Source organism: Paenibacillus aceris (assembly GCF_017874035.1).
GTDB lineage: Bacteria > Bacillota > Bacilli > Paenibacillales > NBRC-103111 > Paenibacillus_E > Paenibacillus_E aceris.
The window spans coordinates 753,192-770,476 of record NZ_JAGGKV010000001.1 but is presented as its reverse complement, the minus strand read 5'-3'; the positions used below and the strand labels follow the sequence as shown (position 1 = coordinate 770,476).

Genomic DNA, 17,285 nt, shown 5'->3' with positions numbered 1-17,285 from the left:
CTACAGGAGGTTAATTTATGGATAAAAGTCATTATTTTGATCACGTCTGCAACGATACAATTCCGACTAAGCCAGATGAAGAGGATACGACACCAACGGATATGATCAGTGAAGCGGTCGAGGAAGTTATGGACAATATTAAGAGCGCCTTTTCGACGGGCGATCGGGATTAGAGAAAAGGACGAAGCTGGTTTCTGCTTCGTCCTTTTTCATTTGCTGCTCAGCGTTTTTTAGGGAGCACTTGTTGTCGTAGTTCCTATAAGGTGTCGCGTAGCACCTTTAACTCTGCTAGGAGGTCGAAAAACCTCTCCGCGATGTACCGTAGTTACGCTTATATTCATCAGCGTTTACTATTCTCATTCCGACGAAGTCGCTTATATTCATAAGCAGCTAGCATGAACTCATTCCGTCGTATGTCGCTGATTTTCATCAGCGACTAGCACGAACTAACCCCGTCAAATGTCGCTGAAAGTAAGCTATTTAACAAACTGCCTAGGGGATGTTGATCCCCTCCTGCGTATCCCGGCTCTGCCCTCCCGCTAGAGGGAACTACAGGGCGCTATTTCTGCGAAATTAGCTTATTTGCGCAAATGAGGGGAATTAGGGTCCGTTATGTTGGTACATCCGCCATTGCATAGGCGTCATGCCGATAATGCGCTTAAACACGGTGGCGAAATGTTGGGATGAGGCGTAGCCTAATACACCAGCGATATCGGTAATTGCAGCGCTGCTTTCTGCAAGCAAGCTGCAAGCTTTCCTGATTCGCATTCGTTCGATATAAACCATCGGAGGCAGCCCCGTATACGACTGGAAAGTTCGAAAGAAGTGAGAGGGACTGACCCGTACATAACCAGCCAATTCTTCAATACCTGGCCGCCACTCGGGATTATCCTCGATACGGCGAAGAAGCAGATTGAATTGTTCTGCCAAATCGTCCGCGAGCGAAATCATTCGTTCATTCGGCTGCACAATGGCAAGCAGCAGTCCAAGTGCAGCTTGCCTGATCGCGGCGGAACGCAAAGGGCTGTTGCTGTTTATGGCTTCGCCAAGCTTCCGGAAGCCTTGAACGGCTCGCAGGCCAATGTGCTGAACTCGGGGGAGCGTTTTTAAGGCGCTATGGAAGCATTCGCGTTCACTAAATGGAAGGCGGAACCAATTTGCTGCATGGGGAGGCGTCACAATGAACCACCAGAACCGGCTCGGTTCTATGACGTTGAAGCCGCCGCGATGCAGCTCGCCTGGGCAGGTAAGAAAAACATCGCCTGCTTTGGTTTCAAAGACCTGTCCGTCTAGCTCCCAGCTTGCCTTCCCGCGTTCAACCAACACGAACTCATACCCGTCATGCTTATGATAGGGGAGGGGAAGCGCAGATCTAATCTCATCGAAGCCGAAAAGAATCAGTTCCGGAACATTCGGAATCGGTTCTTGCAGAGTCGCGTCATAGGTCCAGCGGGGACTTTGTTTTGCAGACACAGGTAGGCCTCCTTTTCCGTTCGTGTTCTTATTTATCTTCTATGTTTCTCATACTACTCAGCAGGTCTATGAACGTCAATGGACAGAGAAATCCGTATGATGAAAACAAGACGAATAAGGAGGCAAACTCAAATGGCTATGCAAACAGAAAGAACTTATAAAATTACAGCTCAGGATAAGGAAGTTTTCGATAGGGACGGCTACTGGATTTCGCCAAAGCTTCTGGACGATGACCAGATCAAGCGGCTGCGTGAAGCGCACGAAAGAGTTTGGTCAGGCGATTATGATGGGGACGGGCTTCCGATGAACCATTACCGGCCGAACCCAAATCCCGACGCCCTGCGCAAGCTGGATAACGGCTGGTGGATTAATGACGAGATTCGCCGTACTGTTACGGATCCGCTGATCGGCGAGCTGACAGCCGACTTGCTGCAGACGGATGAAATTCGTCTGTGGCATGATCAAGTCATCTATAAGCCGGGGGTCGGCGACAAGAAGACGTCGTTAGGCAATGTGGGTTGGCATCAAGATTATGGGTACTGGCAGTGTTCCAGTCAGGCAAATATGGTGACCGTCTGGATTGCACTGCAGGACACGGATCTGACAAATGGCGGGATGATGACGATTGTCGGTTCGCATAAGTGGGGATTGATCCCGGATAGCGATACGTTCTTCAATCCTAATATGGAAGAGCTTAGGGACAAATATGCAGATGGCCGGGTTTGGGTGGAAGAGCCCTGCATTTTGAAGGCGGGGCAGGCCAGCTTTCATCACGGACTTACGTTCCACGGGTCCGGTGCGAATACGACGCATGAGCCGCGTCTGTCGATCGTTGCCCATTTGATGCCGGGCGGCACAAGCTACCGGGCAGGTGTTCAGCGGCATGACAATATTCGGCTGTTAGGGCCTCGCCCGCAGCATGGACAGCCATTTGCGAACGCTTATTTTCCGGTGTTATTCCAGCGTTAAATTAACCGAAAACCCATCACCAGGCGATTCGATTCGCTGGCTGATGGGTTTTCGCTTTTACGTCGCCGGTCCGTAGATCAGCCTTGTACAGCTGCTCCATGAAAGACCTGATCCATAACGCTGCACAAAAGGGTCATCATCTCGTCGATTTCAGCTTTCGTTACAATCAAAGCAGGCATCAGACGGATTGTAATCGGACTTGACGAGTTAATCAGCAAGCCTGCGTCCAGGCAGGCAACTGCAAGCTCCGCGCCGCGTGGCTCTGGAAGATCAAAGGCAAGCAGCAGTCCTTTTCCGCGAATATGGGCAAGGCCATAATGTTCTTGAACGTCATGCAGCTTTTTCAGCAAATACCGGCCTTGTTCAGCAGCTTGCTGCGGAAGCTTACGCTGAACGATTTCGCCTACGACAGCAAGGCCCACAGCCATGGCAAGCGGCTGCCCTGTGTAGGTGCCACCTTGATCGCCTGCCTCAAAAAGGTTATACGCTTCTTTCGCAAGCATCGCCGATAACGGAAATCCGCCGCCAATTCCCTTGGCAAGTGTAAGCACATCCGGCAATACACCATAATGCTCATAAGCGAACATGGCTCCTGTACGGCCAAGCCCGGTTTGGACCTCATCAAAACATGAGCAGAATGCCATGCTCATCACACAGTTTGCGGAGCTCTTGGACGTAGACGGAACTAGCTTCATAAACGCCGCCTTCACCTTGTATGAGTTCTAATAAAATCGCGCATGTATTCGGATTAATGGCTTGTTTCATAGCCTCAATGTCATTAAACGGCACTTTCACGAAGCCAGGCATCTGCGGGGCAAACATGCGCTCCCAGCCAGTTTTTCCCGTTGCTGCCGTAGTCGCCAACGAACGACCGTGAAAGCTGCGTTTTGTAGTAATAATTTCGTAAGCTCCGTTTTTGCGGACGGCGCCATACTTGCGAGCAAGTTTAATCGCACTTTCATTCGCTTCAGCCCCTGTACTGCCAAAAAATACACGCTCTAATCCCGACAATGACGTTAATAAGCGGGCGAATTCAACCATTGGTTTGTTATAAAAGCCAGGGCTTGCATGAATGAGTTTGCTTGACTGCTCCAGCAAGGCATCGCTGATAACTTTGGGGGAGTGGCCTAAGGATGTAACAGCCCAACCGCCAATAAAATCAAGGTACTTTGTGCCATCCGTATCCCAGATATACATCCCTTCGCCATGCTCCATAACGACCTGAGGCCGATTCGCAACGAATAGAATCGCGTCATTCGCATCCGCCAGTAATTCGTCCGTTGATGTTTTCACCATGGTCATTCCGACACATCCTTTTCAAATAAAATAAGAAATATTGAATAATTATACACATATACGTATTTTTATTCAATCTATAATTTGGCATGATTGTCCATTTTCAGTCTGCGACCAAAACCAATGATCGAGAGGATTTTCATTTTACGGGCAGGCGGTTACAATGACTTTAGGAGTAACCAGGATGTCCACTTGGGGGGAAAGGAGACACCCATGCTTGAAAGCGCCTCGCTATTTTCGTCTCTCATGACGCAAACGAACGGCCATCCGCACGTGATGGCGTATTATTTTAAACAGTGGCAAGGCTTTGACATGCCCTTTCACCGCCATGATGCCACGGAAATTATGTATACGATTCAGGGCTATTGTGAAGTCGAAATTCAAACCCGACCGTCACATACCGAGAAGGTCGCACTCAAAAAAGGCGAGTTTATTATCATCAACGCCAATGTGCCCCACCGATTGATTGTAGACGCAGCCAACCCATGCAGAATGCTGAATGTAGAGTTTCGGTTTACATCGAATAAAGGAGTATTCCCTTCTATTCAGCAATTGGCGGCAGAGGACAAGCTGCTAATCTCTCTGCTAGAGTCGGAAGCACCTTATTTGGTGCTGCGGGATGGGGATGAAGTTTACCATATTATGAAAAGCTTGGTGCTTGAGCTGGATAAAGCAGCAAACAGAAGTGACTTGATGGTCCAGCTTCTCATTACACAGCTGCTGATTCGAATTGCGCGCCTATGGCGGGAAACGCTCAATAGCGGTGAGCTGCAAAGCGAGAGATATGTCAAAATCTCCATGGAATATTTGCATCAGAACTATGACCGCGACATACAGGTAAAGGATATTGCAGGGGCTGTTAATTTGCATCCGGGGTATTTGCAGCGAATTTTTAAATCATTGACGGGTCAGACTCTAATGGCTTATTTAACTGTGATCCGGATGGAAAAAGCAAAAATGCTGCTGCTCGAAACGGATGTGCCTATTTCCGAGATTTGCGATTATATCGGCGTTGGAAGCCGGCAGTATTTTCATATGCTTTTCAAAGATTATACGGGTCTAACCCCGACTGATTTTCGCAAATCCATGCATGCGGAGAAGCGGAACTATCCGGAAAGAAGTTAGAATTTTTGACAAATGCAATGCGATGAAGTTAGAAATTTGATAACGGTTTCTCTTTCGTGCTTGATACAATGTGAAGGGTAAAGCACAAGAGAGAGAGGGCGATAAACATGTCATTTAAAGTGGCTTTTATTGGAGCAGGAAGTATTGGATTTACGCGCGGACTACTAAGGGATTTACTGTCAGTGCCTGAGTTTCGCGATATACAGGTCGCTTTTACAGACATTAATCAGCATAATTTGGATATGGTCACAGAGCTGTGCCAAAGGGACATTTTGGAAAATGGGCTGAACATTCAGATTCAAGCTAGTACGGATCGCAGAGAAGTTTTGAAAGACGCGAAGTATGTATTATGTACGATTCGTGTGGGGGGTCTCGAAGCTTTTGCTACGGATGTTGATATCCCCCTCAAATATGGCGTCGATCAGTGTGTTGGGGATACGTTATGCGCCGGAGGCATTATGTACGGCCAACGCGGGATATCGGAAATGCTGCGCATTTGCGGGGACATCCGCGATATGGCCTCGCCGGATGTGCTGCTGTTGAATTATGCCAATCCAATGGCAATGCTGACTTGGGCTTGCAATAAATATGGCGGAGTCCGGACGATCGGGTTATGTCACGGCGTGCAGCACGGGCATCATCAAATTGCTGAAGTGTACGGTCTCAAGAAGGAAGAAGTCGACATTATTTGTGCTGGGATCAATCACCAAACGTGGTATGTACAAGCCCGTCATCAAGGTAAGGATTTAACTCAAGGTTTGCTTGAAGCATTCGAGAACCACCCGGAATTCGCCCGCACGGAAAAAGTGCGCATCGATATGCTGCGCCGCTTCGGTTATTACAGCACGGAATCCAACGGACATCTGAGCGAGTATGTGCCTTGGTACCGAAAAAGGGCTGGCGAAATTCAGGATTGGATCGACATGGGAAGCTGGATCAACGGCGAAACAGGCGGCTATCTGCGCGTATGCACGGAAGGGCGGAACTGGTTCGAGACGGATTTCCCGAATTGGATGAAGGATAAGGCTACGGTATATGCGGCTGAGAAGCGCAGCGAAGAGCACGGCTCGTATATCATTGAGGGACTTGAAACCGGTCGATTGTATCGCGGACATTTCAACCTGGTGAACAACGGTGTCATCTCTAATCTGCCGAATGACGCGATCATTGAAGCACCGGGCTATGTGGATGCCAACGGTATCTCGATGCCGCATGTAGGAGACCTCCCGCTCGGTCCGGCAGCCGTATGCAATGTCAGCATTTCTGTTCAGCGTCTTGCCGTAGAGGCGGCAGTGCATGGGGATGATAAGCTGCTGCGCCAAGCGTTTATGATGGATCCGCTCGTTGGCGCCGTCTGCAACCCGAAAGAAATTTGGCAGATGGTGGATGAGATGCTTGTTGCCCAAGAAAAGTGGCTGCCGCAATACGGCTCTGCGATTGAGGATGCCAAACAACGCCTCGCCGCAGGGAATCTCATTCCGACCCGGGACTACGAAGGCGCAGCGCGCTTGAAGGTGAAAACGGTGGAAGAAATGAAGCAGGACCGTGAAGCTGCAAACAAAAATGCAGGCGAATCCGACAAAGGGAAAGATCGCGCTGCCGTCTCATCGTAAGTTGGAGTCTGTATGTTCGTCCTGAAAGAATGACGAAGTCGTTTGATTTTGTGTTCGTTTATTTCTAAGTATGTTCATTTATGTTCTTTTAGGTTATAATTAAATCTGTAAGTGAAGGACCGCTTGCGGTCCTTTATTTTTTATTCGATTGCTTAATTTGGAGAGGGGAAAGTTCAATGTCGAATATTGGCGTATGGGAGCCGGCAGAGCCGGGCGTTAAACGCTGCATTTTGAAAGCTGAAGTTGGGTTAATGATGATGGAGGTTCACTTTGAGCCTGGCGCAGTAGGGTATCAGCACAGCCATGTGCATGAACAAATGTCCTATTGCTTAAAGGGCAAAATCGAGTTTACGATAGATGGTGTTGTAACAGTCATCGAACAAGGCCAAACGGTTTATATCCCTAGTGGAGCGCAGCATGGCGTAACGTCTTTAGAAGCTTCAGCCTTGCTGGATGTATTTACACCGATTCGTGAAGATCTTGTGAAACGTTAACCAGTTGCTTTGTGCAACTGGTTTTCTTTTTTTGTTGAATGCGTTTACAAAACGCAAAAAGGTGCTGTAGATGCGCAGGAAAGGCTCGGGAATGGCGATATTGCTGATTTCAGCCGCAAGAGACAAAAGGAACCTGAGAATGGCTTAGGTTCCTTTTTGTAGTTAGATGGAAATAGTCAGGCTGCCGAGACTTTGAGCTCACACAAATTGCAAGCTCATATACGCAGCTACCCCCCATATCAAGCAGGCAGACACTTTGTTTAATCTTGCGATAAACTTTCCGCTTGTATCGTGCTTACCGACTAGCCGTCCCGCAAACGCCAAACCGAAAAACCAAAGCCAGGACACGCACATAATACTGAGCATGAACACCCATTTTTCTCCGCCGGCATAGTTTAAGGAATTTGTACCGATAACACCAACCGTATCTAAAATAGCGTGAGGATTCAGTAAGGAAACTGAAGCCGCAAACAGGATCTGCTTTTTCGGCTGACGCTGCTCCTGTGAAGAAGGCACAGCGCTTGGTTTACTTTTCCAAAGCGCCCAGCCCATATAGAGCAGGAATAAAAACCCAATTCCATAAAGGGCCGCTTGCAGCCATGAAAAGGTGAGCACAATAAGAGATACTCCCAAAACCGCGGCTAAAATAAGGAGGGTATCACAGAGGGATGCCGTTAGGATCACAGGCAGTGCCCCTAAGTAAGTGCGCTGGCTGGCGCCTTGATTAAACACAAAAACATTTTGTACCCCTACAGGTAATATAAGGCCGAAGCCCAAAATAACCGCATGTAGAACTGTTTGAAACAAACTCATCTCTCCTATCTGGCTGTCGAAGTCTCTCTTAGTATAGAGGGATTATTATTTTTGTCTCCGTCCAAATGGATGGTATGGGACCCAACCAAATGTTATAGTGGAGATGAAAGGAAAGGAGGAGCGCATGGACTGGAAACCCGATTTTGCATCGGAAACCCCGCTATATTTACAGATCAAAGCATTTATTATACATAAAATATCACTTGGCGAATGGGCGGTTGGGACCAAGATTCCTTCGCAGCGAGCATTGGCTGAGCAATTTGGCGTGAATCGCAGCACTGTCGTAACGGCAATCAGTGATTTGATAGCGGAAGGTTTATTGGCGGGCAACACCAAGGGCGGGACACGAGTTATTAATAACTCGTGGAACCTGTTAACCGCTTCACCTCCACCGGATTGGAGCTCGTATGTACAAGCCGGTACGCACTATCCCAACTTGCCTGCCATCCAGCATATTAATCGGGCGGAATTTCAAGAAGGGATGATCAGGCTGGGAACCGGTGAACTTTCCCCTGATTTGCTGCCATCTGAGCGGATGAAGAACATTTTCGCAGAAAGCTCGGCGAATCCATTCACACTGGGCTATGAAGAACCAAAGGGAAATCTAGCTTTGCGCAAGCAGATCGCCCAGTATCTGCAAGGCAACGGTATCCACACCTCGTCATCGAACATTTTGATCGTGTCCGGCGCTCTCCAAGCTTTGCAGCTCATTTCGATGGGGCTTCTGCAGCGAGGATCGGCAATTTTGTTGGAAAAACCATCCTACTTGTATTCTGTCCATGTTTTTCAGTCAAACAGCATGAAGCTGGTTGGCTTGCCTATGGACGAAGAAGGGATACAGACGAGCCAGATTGGACGTTACAAAAAAGGCTATAACGCCTCGATTCTTTATACGATCCCGACTTTTCACAATCCGACCGGCACTTTGATGACGGAGGAAAGACGTCAAGCGCTGATGCAGGCTTGCACCGACGAAGGTCTTCCGATCATAGAGGATGATGCTTACAGGGAGCTTTGGTTCGATGAGCCGCCTCCATTGCCTTTAAAAGCGAGGGATCCGCATGCACTGGTTCTATATTTGGGGACTTTTTCCAAAACGTTAAGCCCGGGACTTCGCCTTGGTTGGGTCGTTGCGCCGGAGCCGGTGATTGAACGACTGGCGGATATCAAAATGCAGAACGATTACGGCTCTAGCTCCGTCTCCCAATGGGCAGCGGCCGAATGGCTTGGCAGGGGCTTATATCAGGAGCATCTTGACGAAATCAGGAAACAGCTGAAGATGAGACGGGATGTTGCGGTGCAGCTCTTGCAAACTTATTTCGCAGGATTGGCTATTTGGCGTGTGCCGGCAGGAGGTTTCTACATTTGGGTTCAACTTACCGTGGACGTTCCGATGCAAAGCCTGTTTGAGCGAGCTTTAAAAGACGGTGTTTTGTTAAATCCCGGTTCGATTTATAATCGACATACAGGCAACTATTTGCGAATCTCTTATGCCTATGCCAAGCTGCATGAGCTTGAATGGGGCCTGAAGCGCGTAGCGATTTTGATTCGAGATTTGGTTGGTAAATAACGGGTAGAAAGGTGAGCGAAATATGTCAACGAACAAAACGCAGCCGAACATGGGAGAAGAGCAATCAGACCTCCCGGCAAAACTGGCAAATCCTGCACGCCGTGCGCTCGCAAGTGCCGGATATCTGCGACTTGATCAGCTCAGCAAACTGACGGAGAGCGAGCTCATGAAGCTGCATGGCATGGGACCGAAGGCGAAGGAACAACTTCGCAGCGCACTCGCCGAGAAGGGACTGACATTTGCAGATGGCTCTAGAGAACAGTAATCCCAAGCAGTTAGCCGCTGAACAAGCAGTGGCATATATTCAGGATGGCATGACAGTTGGCTTGGGCACAGGTTCCACGGCATACTGGGCTATTCAGCAAATAGGAAAGAACGTACATAGCGGCTTACAGATAAAAGCGGTAGCTACATCCATTCAATCTGAAAAGTTAGCCGCGGAACTGGGGATTCCGTTAATTCCCTTTTCTGAAGTAAAGGAAATTAATGTGACAATTGATGGTGCAGACGAAGTTGACGGGGCGTGGAACTTGATAAAAGGCGGTGGAGGCGCCCTGCTGCGAGAGAAAATTATTGCTTCATCAAGCAAAGAACTTATTATCGTCGTGGATGAAAGCAAAGTTGTCGATCAGCTGGGGAAATTCCATTTGCCAGTTGAAGTTGTAAAGTTCGGTTATGAGCTTACACGTCATAAGCTTAGCATGCTGGGGTGCGAACCAAATCTAAGGATGGAGGATCAGAGGCCGTATACGACGGATAACGGCAACTATATTTTAGACTGTGATTTTAAACAGATAAGCCGTCCGGGTGAATGCCATGACGCAATCAACAGTATCCCGGGTGTCGTCGATAACGGGCTATTTATTGCAATGGCAGCCAAAGTAATCGTTGGCTATAAAGACGGATCTGTGAAAGAGCTGCAGAAAGCATTTTGAATGAACCAGTGGGGAAGTTTGGCTAATATCAGCGAATGGTGAGAGCGGGGAGATGTAGTTGAATAAAGCAGTTTGTGTAACCGGAACGGATAGAGGAATTGGTCTCGCAATCACCGAGTCTCTCTTGCACCAAGGATATACCGTTTATGCAGGGGGGGTTCTTGAAAAGAACGAAGTCATGCATAAGCTTGCGGAACAATTTCCAAACCAGTTGCATGTATTTAAATTGGATGTGGGATCCGACGAAAGTGTGAAGGAAGCGGCCCGTTACATCAAAAACAGGACCACTAAGTTGGATCTTTTGATTAACAACGCCGCGATCCTTGGAGACACAGAGAAAACGGTTGAAGATGACATTGATTTCGAAGAGATTCAAAGGGTGTACAATGTGACAGCGGTTGGCGCCATTCGGATGTCCAATGCTTTGATTGAGCCCATTATGAATGGCGGCAAGTTGATTGTTAACATTTCTTCTGAAGCGGGCAGTATTGCGAATAGCCATCGGGATGCTTGGTTTGGATATTGTATGGCCAAATCCGCTTTGAATATGGGCTCTACGATCATTCATAACAAAATTCGCAAGGAAGGCGGACGTGTCATGCTGATCCATCCCGGCTGGGTCAAATCGTATATGAGCGGCGAATGGAACCCGGCGGGCACTTTTACATCGGAAGAAGCTGCTATGAATATATTGAACCGGATCGAGGAGCACAAGGATAGGCTACTCGAGCTTCCGCTTTATATCGGAGCCGACAACGGAAATGAGCTGCCTTGGTAAAAAGAAGAGGGGGAGAAGGATTATGCGTGAAATAATCAATGTATGTCTGATTGGTGATGGCACGGACGCTCCATGGCATCCTTTGGAGCCTGCCAGACAGCAGCTTGCTGATATTTTTAGCGGTGAGTTTCAGCTAACCGCCACAGTGGATTATCAAGCATTCGCTACTCTGGACCACAAGCAGTATCCTATCTGTATTTCGTATACAGACTGCTGGAATCGTGATCTGACACAGGAGCAAACGGCGGGTCTGCTGAGATATGTAGCGGGAGGAGGCAGCTTGCTTGTCCTCCATAACGGTATTTCGCTCCAACGCAGCTATGAGCTATTGCAGATGATAGGCGCCAAATTTACGGGTCATCCACCTTACCAGCAATTAGCCTATTTCGGTTCAGCGGATAATCATCCGTTGTTGAAAGGTGTCGAGAACTTCGTCTTGGACGAAGAACCCTATTTGTTTGAATTTGATCCGTTTACGAAGAAGACGGTTTTTATGGAGTTTGAATTTGAAGGAAAGCGGTATCCCGCGGCATGGGAGCACGCATATGGTTTAGGAAAGATTGTTTATTTGCAGCCAGGCCATCATGCCCCTTCGTTTCAGCCTGAAGCATACCGTCGTCTGTTGCTTAACAGCATGCGTTGGTTGAGCAGCCGGGACTAGATTAACGAAGTCAGGTACGAAGGTTTTTCATATGAATGGAATTTTGAGGAATGGAAGGAGAGCCCTAATGACTACGTTCGCCAGACCTCCCTGCTAAGAGGTAGTCTATCGCCCTTCACGAGCCCCTCCGATTTGATTGAGCGCATACATCCAATCAAATTTCGGGGAGGAGCTCCACATGAACTACACAAAGAATATACGTCTTTTGTTTACACTCCGCTTTTTTTTCAGTCTCATCCCAGCTTACGTAATTGAAAGATTGTATTGGGAGGAGCGGGGCATGACCATTCAGATGGTCGTGTATACGGAGATTATTTATGCGCTGACCATCGTGCTGTTAGAAGTTCCAACCGGCGTTATGGCGGACAAATGGGGCCGTAAAAAAATGCTTGTACTCAGCGCACTGCTTGGATGCAGCGAGTTTCTGATTTTAATTTATGCGACCGAATTTTGGCATTTTGCGCTGGTCGTCTTCTTGGCGGGCATCTCCCGTACCGCAAGCAGCGGCTCCGAGAACGCTTTGCTGTATGATACTTTATCGCTGCAAGGCATGTCGTCTCAGTTTGAGAAACGGCTCGGACAATTGCATGCTTGCGACTTAATCTCAGCCATTCTCGCGGCTCTTTGCGGGAGCTTGCTCGCTGGAAAATTCGGTCTTGAACTGAACTACTGGCTATCGCTTGTCAGTTCAGGAATTGCCCTCATTCTCGCTTGCCTGCTGATCGAGCCGCCAGCAGGAACAGACGGCATGACGGACAACGAGGAAGCGATTCCTTTCAGAACGTATGTTACGGCATCCATGCGCTTTTTTCGAATTAACCCGAATGTCTCACTCGTTATGCTTTCAGGCATGGTAACAGGCGCGTCGATGAGTTACATTGAAGAATTTTGGCAGTTGTACGCAAACAGGTTAGGGACACCCGTACTCTTTTTTGGTATGTTGTCTGCTGCGATTATGCTTTTGCAGCTGCCTGGTAATCTTCTTGCCTATGTGCTTTTAAGGCGATTCAGTTACAGGAGTCTGATTATTCTCATGATGATTGGCATCACGATCGGCTTCATCTGTGTTTCGATCAGCAAAAGTTACGCCGGGCTGGCCGCAATGCTCATCATCTGCCTATGCTCCGGCGTTATGGAGCCCCTAGCTGCCGGCTACCTGCATCACCGCATTGACTCCACCATGAGGGCAACGACCGATTCCTTCCAATCGTTAGGCGAGAATGTGCTGAACACGTTCGCGGGACTTGGTTTCGGTTATTTCGCTGCCCGATATGATGTGTTTGGCGGTTATGGGTTCCTTGCACTGCTTTGTTTTGCTTTTCTTATTTGGTTCGTTCGTGCATCTTGCAAAGTAAAACAAATATAAAAACACAGAAACGGAAGTCCATGAGACTTCTGTTTTTTGTTTATTTTTATTTTCATGAGGATGAGCATTGACGAGACGGGTTTAGCGAGGTAAAGTAACAGTAATTGGTGATTGATTTGCTTCCTCTGCTTGGAACCGCTGTAAGCGATTTCTAACGGGGAGCGATCCAACTTTAGGGAGAGGGTGAAGCGCATGACCAACAGCGGGAAGTTCGCATGGACATGGACGATTCGGGAGGAAGACTTAGAGGAGTACGTCCGAATGCATTTGGCGCCTTGGCCGGAAATTATGGAAGAGCATAGTAAAGCAGGGATTAGGGATTATTCCATCTTCCAAAATGGCAATCAATTTTTCTATTGCTTCTTATGCGATGATTTGGAAGCTGCCTTTGCTTATTTGGCAGAAAGCGAAGCTTGCAACCGGTGGAACGCCATAACGTCCAAAATGGTCGTGGGTTCTTTCGATTTCCGTGAAGCCGTACCGATTCAACCGATGCGTGAAGTGTTTTATTTGGAATAGCTGCAAGGAAATAATAAAGGAGATAAGCATACGTGCTTACCTCCTTTTAATAATAAGTGAACTGATGTCCTCTATATACTGCAATCCATTGATTGCTAAACAATAAGTTGAACATGGGTCCGCTTCCTGAAGTCAGGAGGCGGGCTTTTGCTAGGAATTCATTTCCACCATCCTTTATGTACTGCGTTAAAGGGAATGGCGCCCTCGCCCTCGAAGAAACACTGCAACAAGACCCTATTCAGGAAGAAAAGTGGTGACTTACATGAAAACGGGCTTCCGCCTGTGGTTTGACGAAATTCGCAATATGAGGATTAAAGCGAAGCTGTTTCTGCTTATTACCATTACGATGGCCGTTAGCTCCAGCATCTCACTGGTAGGCTTGCAGATCGCCTTCTCGATGTATGATCAGCAGATTTATGAGAAATCATCGCAAGTCTTGAATCTTTCCTCGACGTTGATAGAGAATGAATTGAATAAAGTGGAACGTCTGACCTTCAGCATCATGTCGGATGAGCAAATTCAGCAGCATCTAATTGTGATGAACTCGGCTGAATCGGACTATATACGCATTCAATCCCGTGCAAAGCTCGTAGACCGGCTTGTCCAATATATTAACTCCGAGACGTATATTTCGGCTGCGGATATTACCGACGTGAAGGGAAACAGCTACTCCAGCGGCAATTTGACAACGCTTTCGCCTGAGCGGAGAAACTTGATCCAAGAAACGTCCGATCGCGGAGCGGGCAGCCTGGGATGGGTCAATCCTGACGCTCAAGATTACAGTCTTATCGCAACAAGACAAATCCGGTCCTACGACAATTTGGAATTGAAGAAGCTGGGCAGCCTTGTTGTGCACGTCAATTTGGACAAGATGGTGAATCAGTATGCGAGAGAAGCTGTTACCCGGGAAGGCGAGCTCATCATCGTCTCGAACGGGACTTTAGTATATCCGCGGTCCGTAAGCATGAAGTCGTTGATCAGCGAGGATAGCCCGTCAGGACTTGCCGCTAAGGGGTTTCGCATCATGGAACAGGATGGCGAGAAATATTTCGTGTCGCACATTCACTCGGATTATTTGGGATGGACGTATTATAACACCTTGCCGTTCCAAAAGATCTTTTATAACCTCACTTTGATGAAAAATTGGATGATCGCCGCATTCCTTATTTCCTTTTTCCTGCTTGTCGGTTTTGGCATGGCCGTTGCGCGAAGCGTCACTCGTCCCATTGAAGGCTTAATTAGCAATATGCGGGGTCTGCAAATCAGCGATCTGGAAAATTCGGAGCTGCCGACAATACCCCCAATATCGCAGCAGATGGATGAGGTGGGGCTGCTTCAGCGGACGTACCGCATGATGATTGTGCGCATTCAAGAGTTGATTAAAGAGAATTACACCAAACAACTGATCATCAAAGAGACCGAGTTCCGTTCGTTGCAAGCGCAAATCAATCCGCATTTTCTATACAATACGTTGGAATCGATCAACTGGATATCCAAAATGAATGGACAGAAGCAAGTTTCGCAAATGGTGGAATCGCTTGGTTATCTGCTTCGTTCGTCCATTAGCCTAAAGCAGGATATGATCCCGATCGAAGACGAACTGAAGCTGGTGCAGCACTATATTACGATTCAAAAAGTCCGTTTTGAAGAGCGGCTGGATTTCCGACTGGATGTTCCAGAAGCTTTAAGAGCTCATTGCATTCCGAAGCTGACGCTGCAGCCCCTCTTGGAAAATGCCATTAAGTATGCGGTGGAGGTTATGCTTGAACCCTGCGTCATACAAATTATTGGCCGGGAAGAGGGCGATTCCGTCCTTCTGATCGTTGAAGATAATGGCCCGGGCATCGATGAAGCCTATTTAGAACAAATTTTGACGGGTGAGCGCCAATCCAAGGGGACAGGCATCGGCCTTAAAAATATTGACGAACGAATCAAGCTTACGTTTGGCGACGATTTCGGCATTCAAGTAGAAAATCGACCGGATGGCGGTGCACGCATAACCATTCGTATTCCGATGACAAAGAGAGGGTAACGACTTATGTATAAAGTGTTGTTGGTGGATGACGAACGGATGATTCTCGAAGGGATTTCTTCGATTGTCGATTGGAAATCTGTGGATACCGAATTGATCGGAACCGCTCGCAACGGGATAGAAGCCTACGCTTTTGTGTGCGAACACGAGCCTGATATTGTCATTAGCGATATTCGGATGCCCGGCATGGACGGTTTGCAGCTTGTGGCGAAAGTGAAAGAATCGCATCCGCAAACGCGCTTTATTATGCTTTCGGGCTTCGATGAATTCGAATATGCGCAAATTGCGATGCAGCATGGCGTCAAGCATTACTTGTTAAAGCCATGCAACGAGAACAGCATTCTAAAGGCGCTTAGCGAAATTGCTGCCGAGTATAAACAGGAAGAGAGCAAGGAAGGCTTCATCAAATCGATGAAAGCGAATTTGCAGAAGGTGCTGCCCCATGTAAAAGAGCAATTTCTGAAAGAATTTGTAACCAATAAATCGTATGGCAGCCGAGATTGGGAGTATTATCAGGAGTTATTCGGATTGCATGTCAGCGGCAGGAAAGTTCGTTTATTGCTGTTCAGACTTGAAGACAAATTCGAATACGAGCATTTATTTGCCGTGAAAAATATTGCCGAAGACATTCTGGATGAGCCGCTTTTAAGCTCTACCATTGCGGAGCACATTCTGGTGCTGATCGAGGATCAAGCGGATATGAAGCGTCTGCAGGAGCAGATTGAAGAAATCCGGCGTATTTTTATGCTGTATTACAAGATTGATACAACGGCTGCTTTAAGCGAGCCTGGGGAAATCGAGGAGGCGAGGCGTCTCTACTTGCAAGCTATTGATTGCTTGAGCCATCGTTTCTACCTCGGCGAAGGCGGACTTATCACAATGCGCGATATATTAGATTCTGCACAACCGAGCAAAGCTGACTTCGTTTACGATGACGATCGTATTTTATTTCCGATTCGGGCAGGCAACTGGGAAGAAGCCGAAGCCAGTATTGAAGCGTTTCAAGATCTCCTGGTGAATTCCCGATTAGACATTCAGACGACCAAATCGTATGTCATCCAAAGCTTTATTTCGATGACAAGATTGTACGCCGAACCCCAAATGCATCAATACATGGGGCTTATTGGCCAAATTTCACAAATGGAAACGCTGCAGGCGAGCATCCAAATGCTGAAGCAAACCGCTTCCGAAATTACACATGTCATTTTTGAGCAGAACAGAAACAAGCACTCTCAGGTTATCCAGAAAGTTATCGATATCGTCAACGCGGAACTGGCTAACGCAGAGCTGTCACTCAACTGGGTCGCTCACAAAATGCTGTATATGAATCCGGATTATTTGGGGAAATTGTTCAAAAAAGAGACCGGCGAGCGTTTCTCGAACTATGTAGTCACCGTACGAATCAAGAAAGCGATGGAACTTATTAAATCGAATGATGATGTCAAAATGTTCGAGTTAGCGGAACAATTGGGCTTTGGCGATAATCCGCAGTACTTTTCTCAGGTGTTTAAAAAGATTGCGGGCTGCGCCCCTTCCGAGTATAAGAAGCAGACGATGTAGCATGGTATACACTGTTTTTTGAACATTTAACGCGGTAAATTAGATTCAACTTTCGCTCCTGTAAGCCCATAATAAGAAATG

18 protein-coding genes are annotated in these 17,285 nt (G+C 47.6%); 14 read left to right on the top strand and 4 right to left on the bottom strand.

Annotated features, from left to right (window positions below; translation table 11 throughout):
• The first annotated feature begins 17 nt into the window (after window positions 1-17).
• Window positions 18-173: a hypothetical protein gene (locus tag J2Z65_RS03710; protein WP_167063339.1), complete on the top strand. Its 156-nt coding sequence runs from the start codon at window positions 18-20 to the stop codon at window positions 171-173.
• A 427-nt stretch (window positions 174-600) separates the two neighbouring features.
• Here J2Z65_RS03710 and J2Z65_RS03705 read toward each other — a convergent pair whose 3' ends face one another.
• On the bottom strand, window positions 601-1,473 hold the full coding sequence (locus J2Z65_RS03705; RefSeq protein WP_167063342.1) for a helix-turn-helix domain-containing protein: 873 nt from the start codon (window positions 1,471-1,473) through the stop codon (window positions 601-603).
• A gap of 132 nt (window positions 1,474-1,605) precedes the next feature.
• On the opposite strand from J2Z65_RS03705, the gene J2Z65_RS03700 reads away from it, so the two are divergent.
• Window positions 1,606-2,442, top strand: coding sequence for a phytanoyl-CoA dioxygenase family protein (locus J2Z65_RS03700; protein ID WP_167063345.1), 837 nt, complete (start codon window positions 1,606-1,608; stop codon window positions 2,440-2,442).
• Window positions 2,443-2,519: 77 nt separating this feature from the next.
• Here J2Z65_RS03700 and J2Z65_RS35645 read toward each other — a convergent pair whose 3' ends face one another.
• Together J2Z65_RS35645 and J2Z65_RS35640 are read right to left on the bottom strand one after the other, a co-directional pair.
• Complete coding sequence (locus J2Z65_RS35645) at window positions 2,520-3,092, bottom strand: aspartate aminotransferase family protein (RefSeq protein ID WP_240159909.1); 573 nt, start codon at window positions 3,090-3,092, stop codon at window positions 2,520-2,522.
• Window positions 3,064-3,744 (bottom strand): aspartate aminotransferase family protein, encoded by a 681-nt coding sequence (locus J2Z65_RS35640; protein ID WP_240159891.1) that lies wholly within the window; start codon window positions 3,742-3,744, stop codon window positions 3,064-3,066. Before J2Z65_RS35640 ends, J2Z65_RS35645 begins: the two co-directional genes overlap by 29 nt.
• A 207-nt stretch (window positions 3,745-3,951) precedes the next feature.
• Between J2Z65_RS35640 and J2Z65_RS03690 the strand changes: the two genes are divergently transcribed.
• From J2Z65_RS03690 to J2Z65_RS03680, 3 genes are all read left to right on the top strand, one after another.
• A complete protein-coding gene (locus J2Z65_RS03690) occupies window positions 3,952-4,863 on the top strand; it encodes an AraC family transcriptional regulator (RefSeq protein ID WP_420850856.1) in 912 nt (303 codons plus the stop codon).
• A 107-nt stretch (window positions 4,864-4,970) separates the two neighbouring features.
• Entirely contained in the window at window positions 4,971-6,476 is a 1,506-nt protein-coding gene (melA, locus tag J2Z65_RS03685) for an alpha-glucosidase/alpha-galactosidase (RefSeq protein ID WP_167063348.1), read from the top strand.
• 176 nt (window positions 6,477-6,652) lie between these two features.
• The gene (locus J2Z65_RS03680; protein WP_167063351.1) at window positions 6,653-6,970 is read left to right on the top strand and encodes a cupin domain-containing protein; all 318 of its coding nucleotides are present in this window, start codon (window positions 6,653-6,655) and stop codon (window positions 6,968-6,970) included.
• 198 nt (window positions 6,971-7,168) lie between these two features.
• Here J2Z65_RS03680 and J2Z65_RS03675 read toward each other — a convergent pair whose 3' ends face one another.
• Window positions 7,169-7,777 carry a LysE/ArgO family amino acid transporter gene (locus tag J2Z65_RS03675; RefSeq protein WP_167063354.1) on the bottom strand — a complete coding sequence of 203 codons (609 nt, stop codon included), beginning with the start codon at window positions 7,775-7,777 and terminating at the stop codon, window positions 7,169-7,171.
• A gap of 130 nt (window positions 7,778-7,907) precedes the next feature.
• Here J2Z65_RS03675 and J2Z65_RS03670 point away from each other — a divergent pair, with 130 nt between their 5' ends.
• From J2Z65_RS03670 to J2Z65_RS03630, 9 genes are all read left to right on the top strand, one after another.
• The gene (locus J2Z65_RS03670; RefSeq protein WP_167063357.1) at window positions 7,908-9,353 is read left to right on the top strand and encodes an aminotransferase-like domain-containing protein; all 1,446 of its coding nucleotides are present in this window, start codon (window positions 7,908-7,910) and stop codon (window positions 9,351-9,353) included.
• A 22-nt stretch (window positions 9,354-9,375) separates the two neighbouring features.
• Window positions 9,376-9,618 (top strand): helix-hairpin-helix domain-containing protein, encoded by a 243-nt coding sequence (locus J2Z65_RS03665; protein WP_167063360.1) that lies wholly within the window; start codon window positions 9,376-9,378, stop codon window positions 9,616-9,618.
• Window positions 9,599-10,288, top strand: a complete 690-nt coding sequence (gene rpiA / locus J2Z65_RS03660) for a ribose-5-phosphate isomerase RpiA (protein WP_167064286.1) — start codon at window positions 9,599-9,601, stop codon at window positions 10,286-10,288. The genes J2Z65_RS03665 and rpiA overlap by 20 nt, the downstream gene beginning before the upstream one ends.
• A 58-nt stretch (window positions 10,289-10,346) precedes the next feature.
• Complete coding sequence (locus J2Z65_RS03655; RefSeq protein ID WP_240159892.1) at window positions 10,347-11,066, top strand: SDR family NAD(P)-dependent oxidoreductase; 720 nt, start codon at window positions 10,347-10,349, stop codon at window positions 11,064-11,066.
• A gap of 22 nt (window positions 11,067-11,088) precedes the next feature.
• Window positions 11,089-11,727 carry a ThuA domain-containing protein gene (locus J2Z65_RS03650; protein ID WP_167063363.1) on the top strand — a complete coding sequence of 213 codons (639 nt, stop codon included), beginning with the start codon at window positions 11,089-11,091 and terminating at the stop codon, window positions 11,725-11,727.
• Window positions 11,728-11,905: 178 nt separating this feature from the next.
• Window positions 11,906-13,093 (top strand): MFS transporter, encoded by a 1,188-nt coding sequence (locus J2Z65_RS03645; RefSeq protein ID WP_167063366.1) that lies wholly within the window; start codon window positions 11,906-11,908, stop codon window positions 13,091-13,093.
• A 192-nt stretch (window positions 13,094-13,285) separates the two neighbouring features.
• A complete protein-coding gene (locus J2Z65_RS03640; RefSeq protein ID WP_167063369.1) occupies window positions 13,286-13,612 on the top strand; it encodes an L-rhamnose mutarotase in 327 nt (108 codons plus the stop codon).
• A 262-nt stretch (window positions 13,613-13,874) separates the two neighbouring features.
• The gene (locus J2Z65_RS03635) at window positions 13,875-15,644 is read left to right on the top strand and encodes a sensor histidine kinase (RefSeq protein WP_240159910.1); all 1,770 of its coding nucleotides are present in this window, start codon (window positions 13,875-13,877) and stop codon (window positions 15,642-15,644) included.
• Between the two features lie 6 nt (window positions 15,645-15,650).
• On the top strand, window positions 15,651-17,204 hold the full coding sequence (locus J2Z65_RS03630) for a response regulator transcription factor (protein WP_167063375.1): 1,554 nt from the start codon (window positions 15,651-15,653) through the stop codon (window positions 17,202-17,204).
• Window positions 17,205-17,285: the final 81 nt, after the last annotated feature.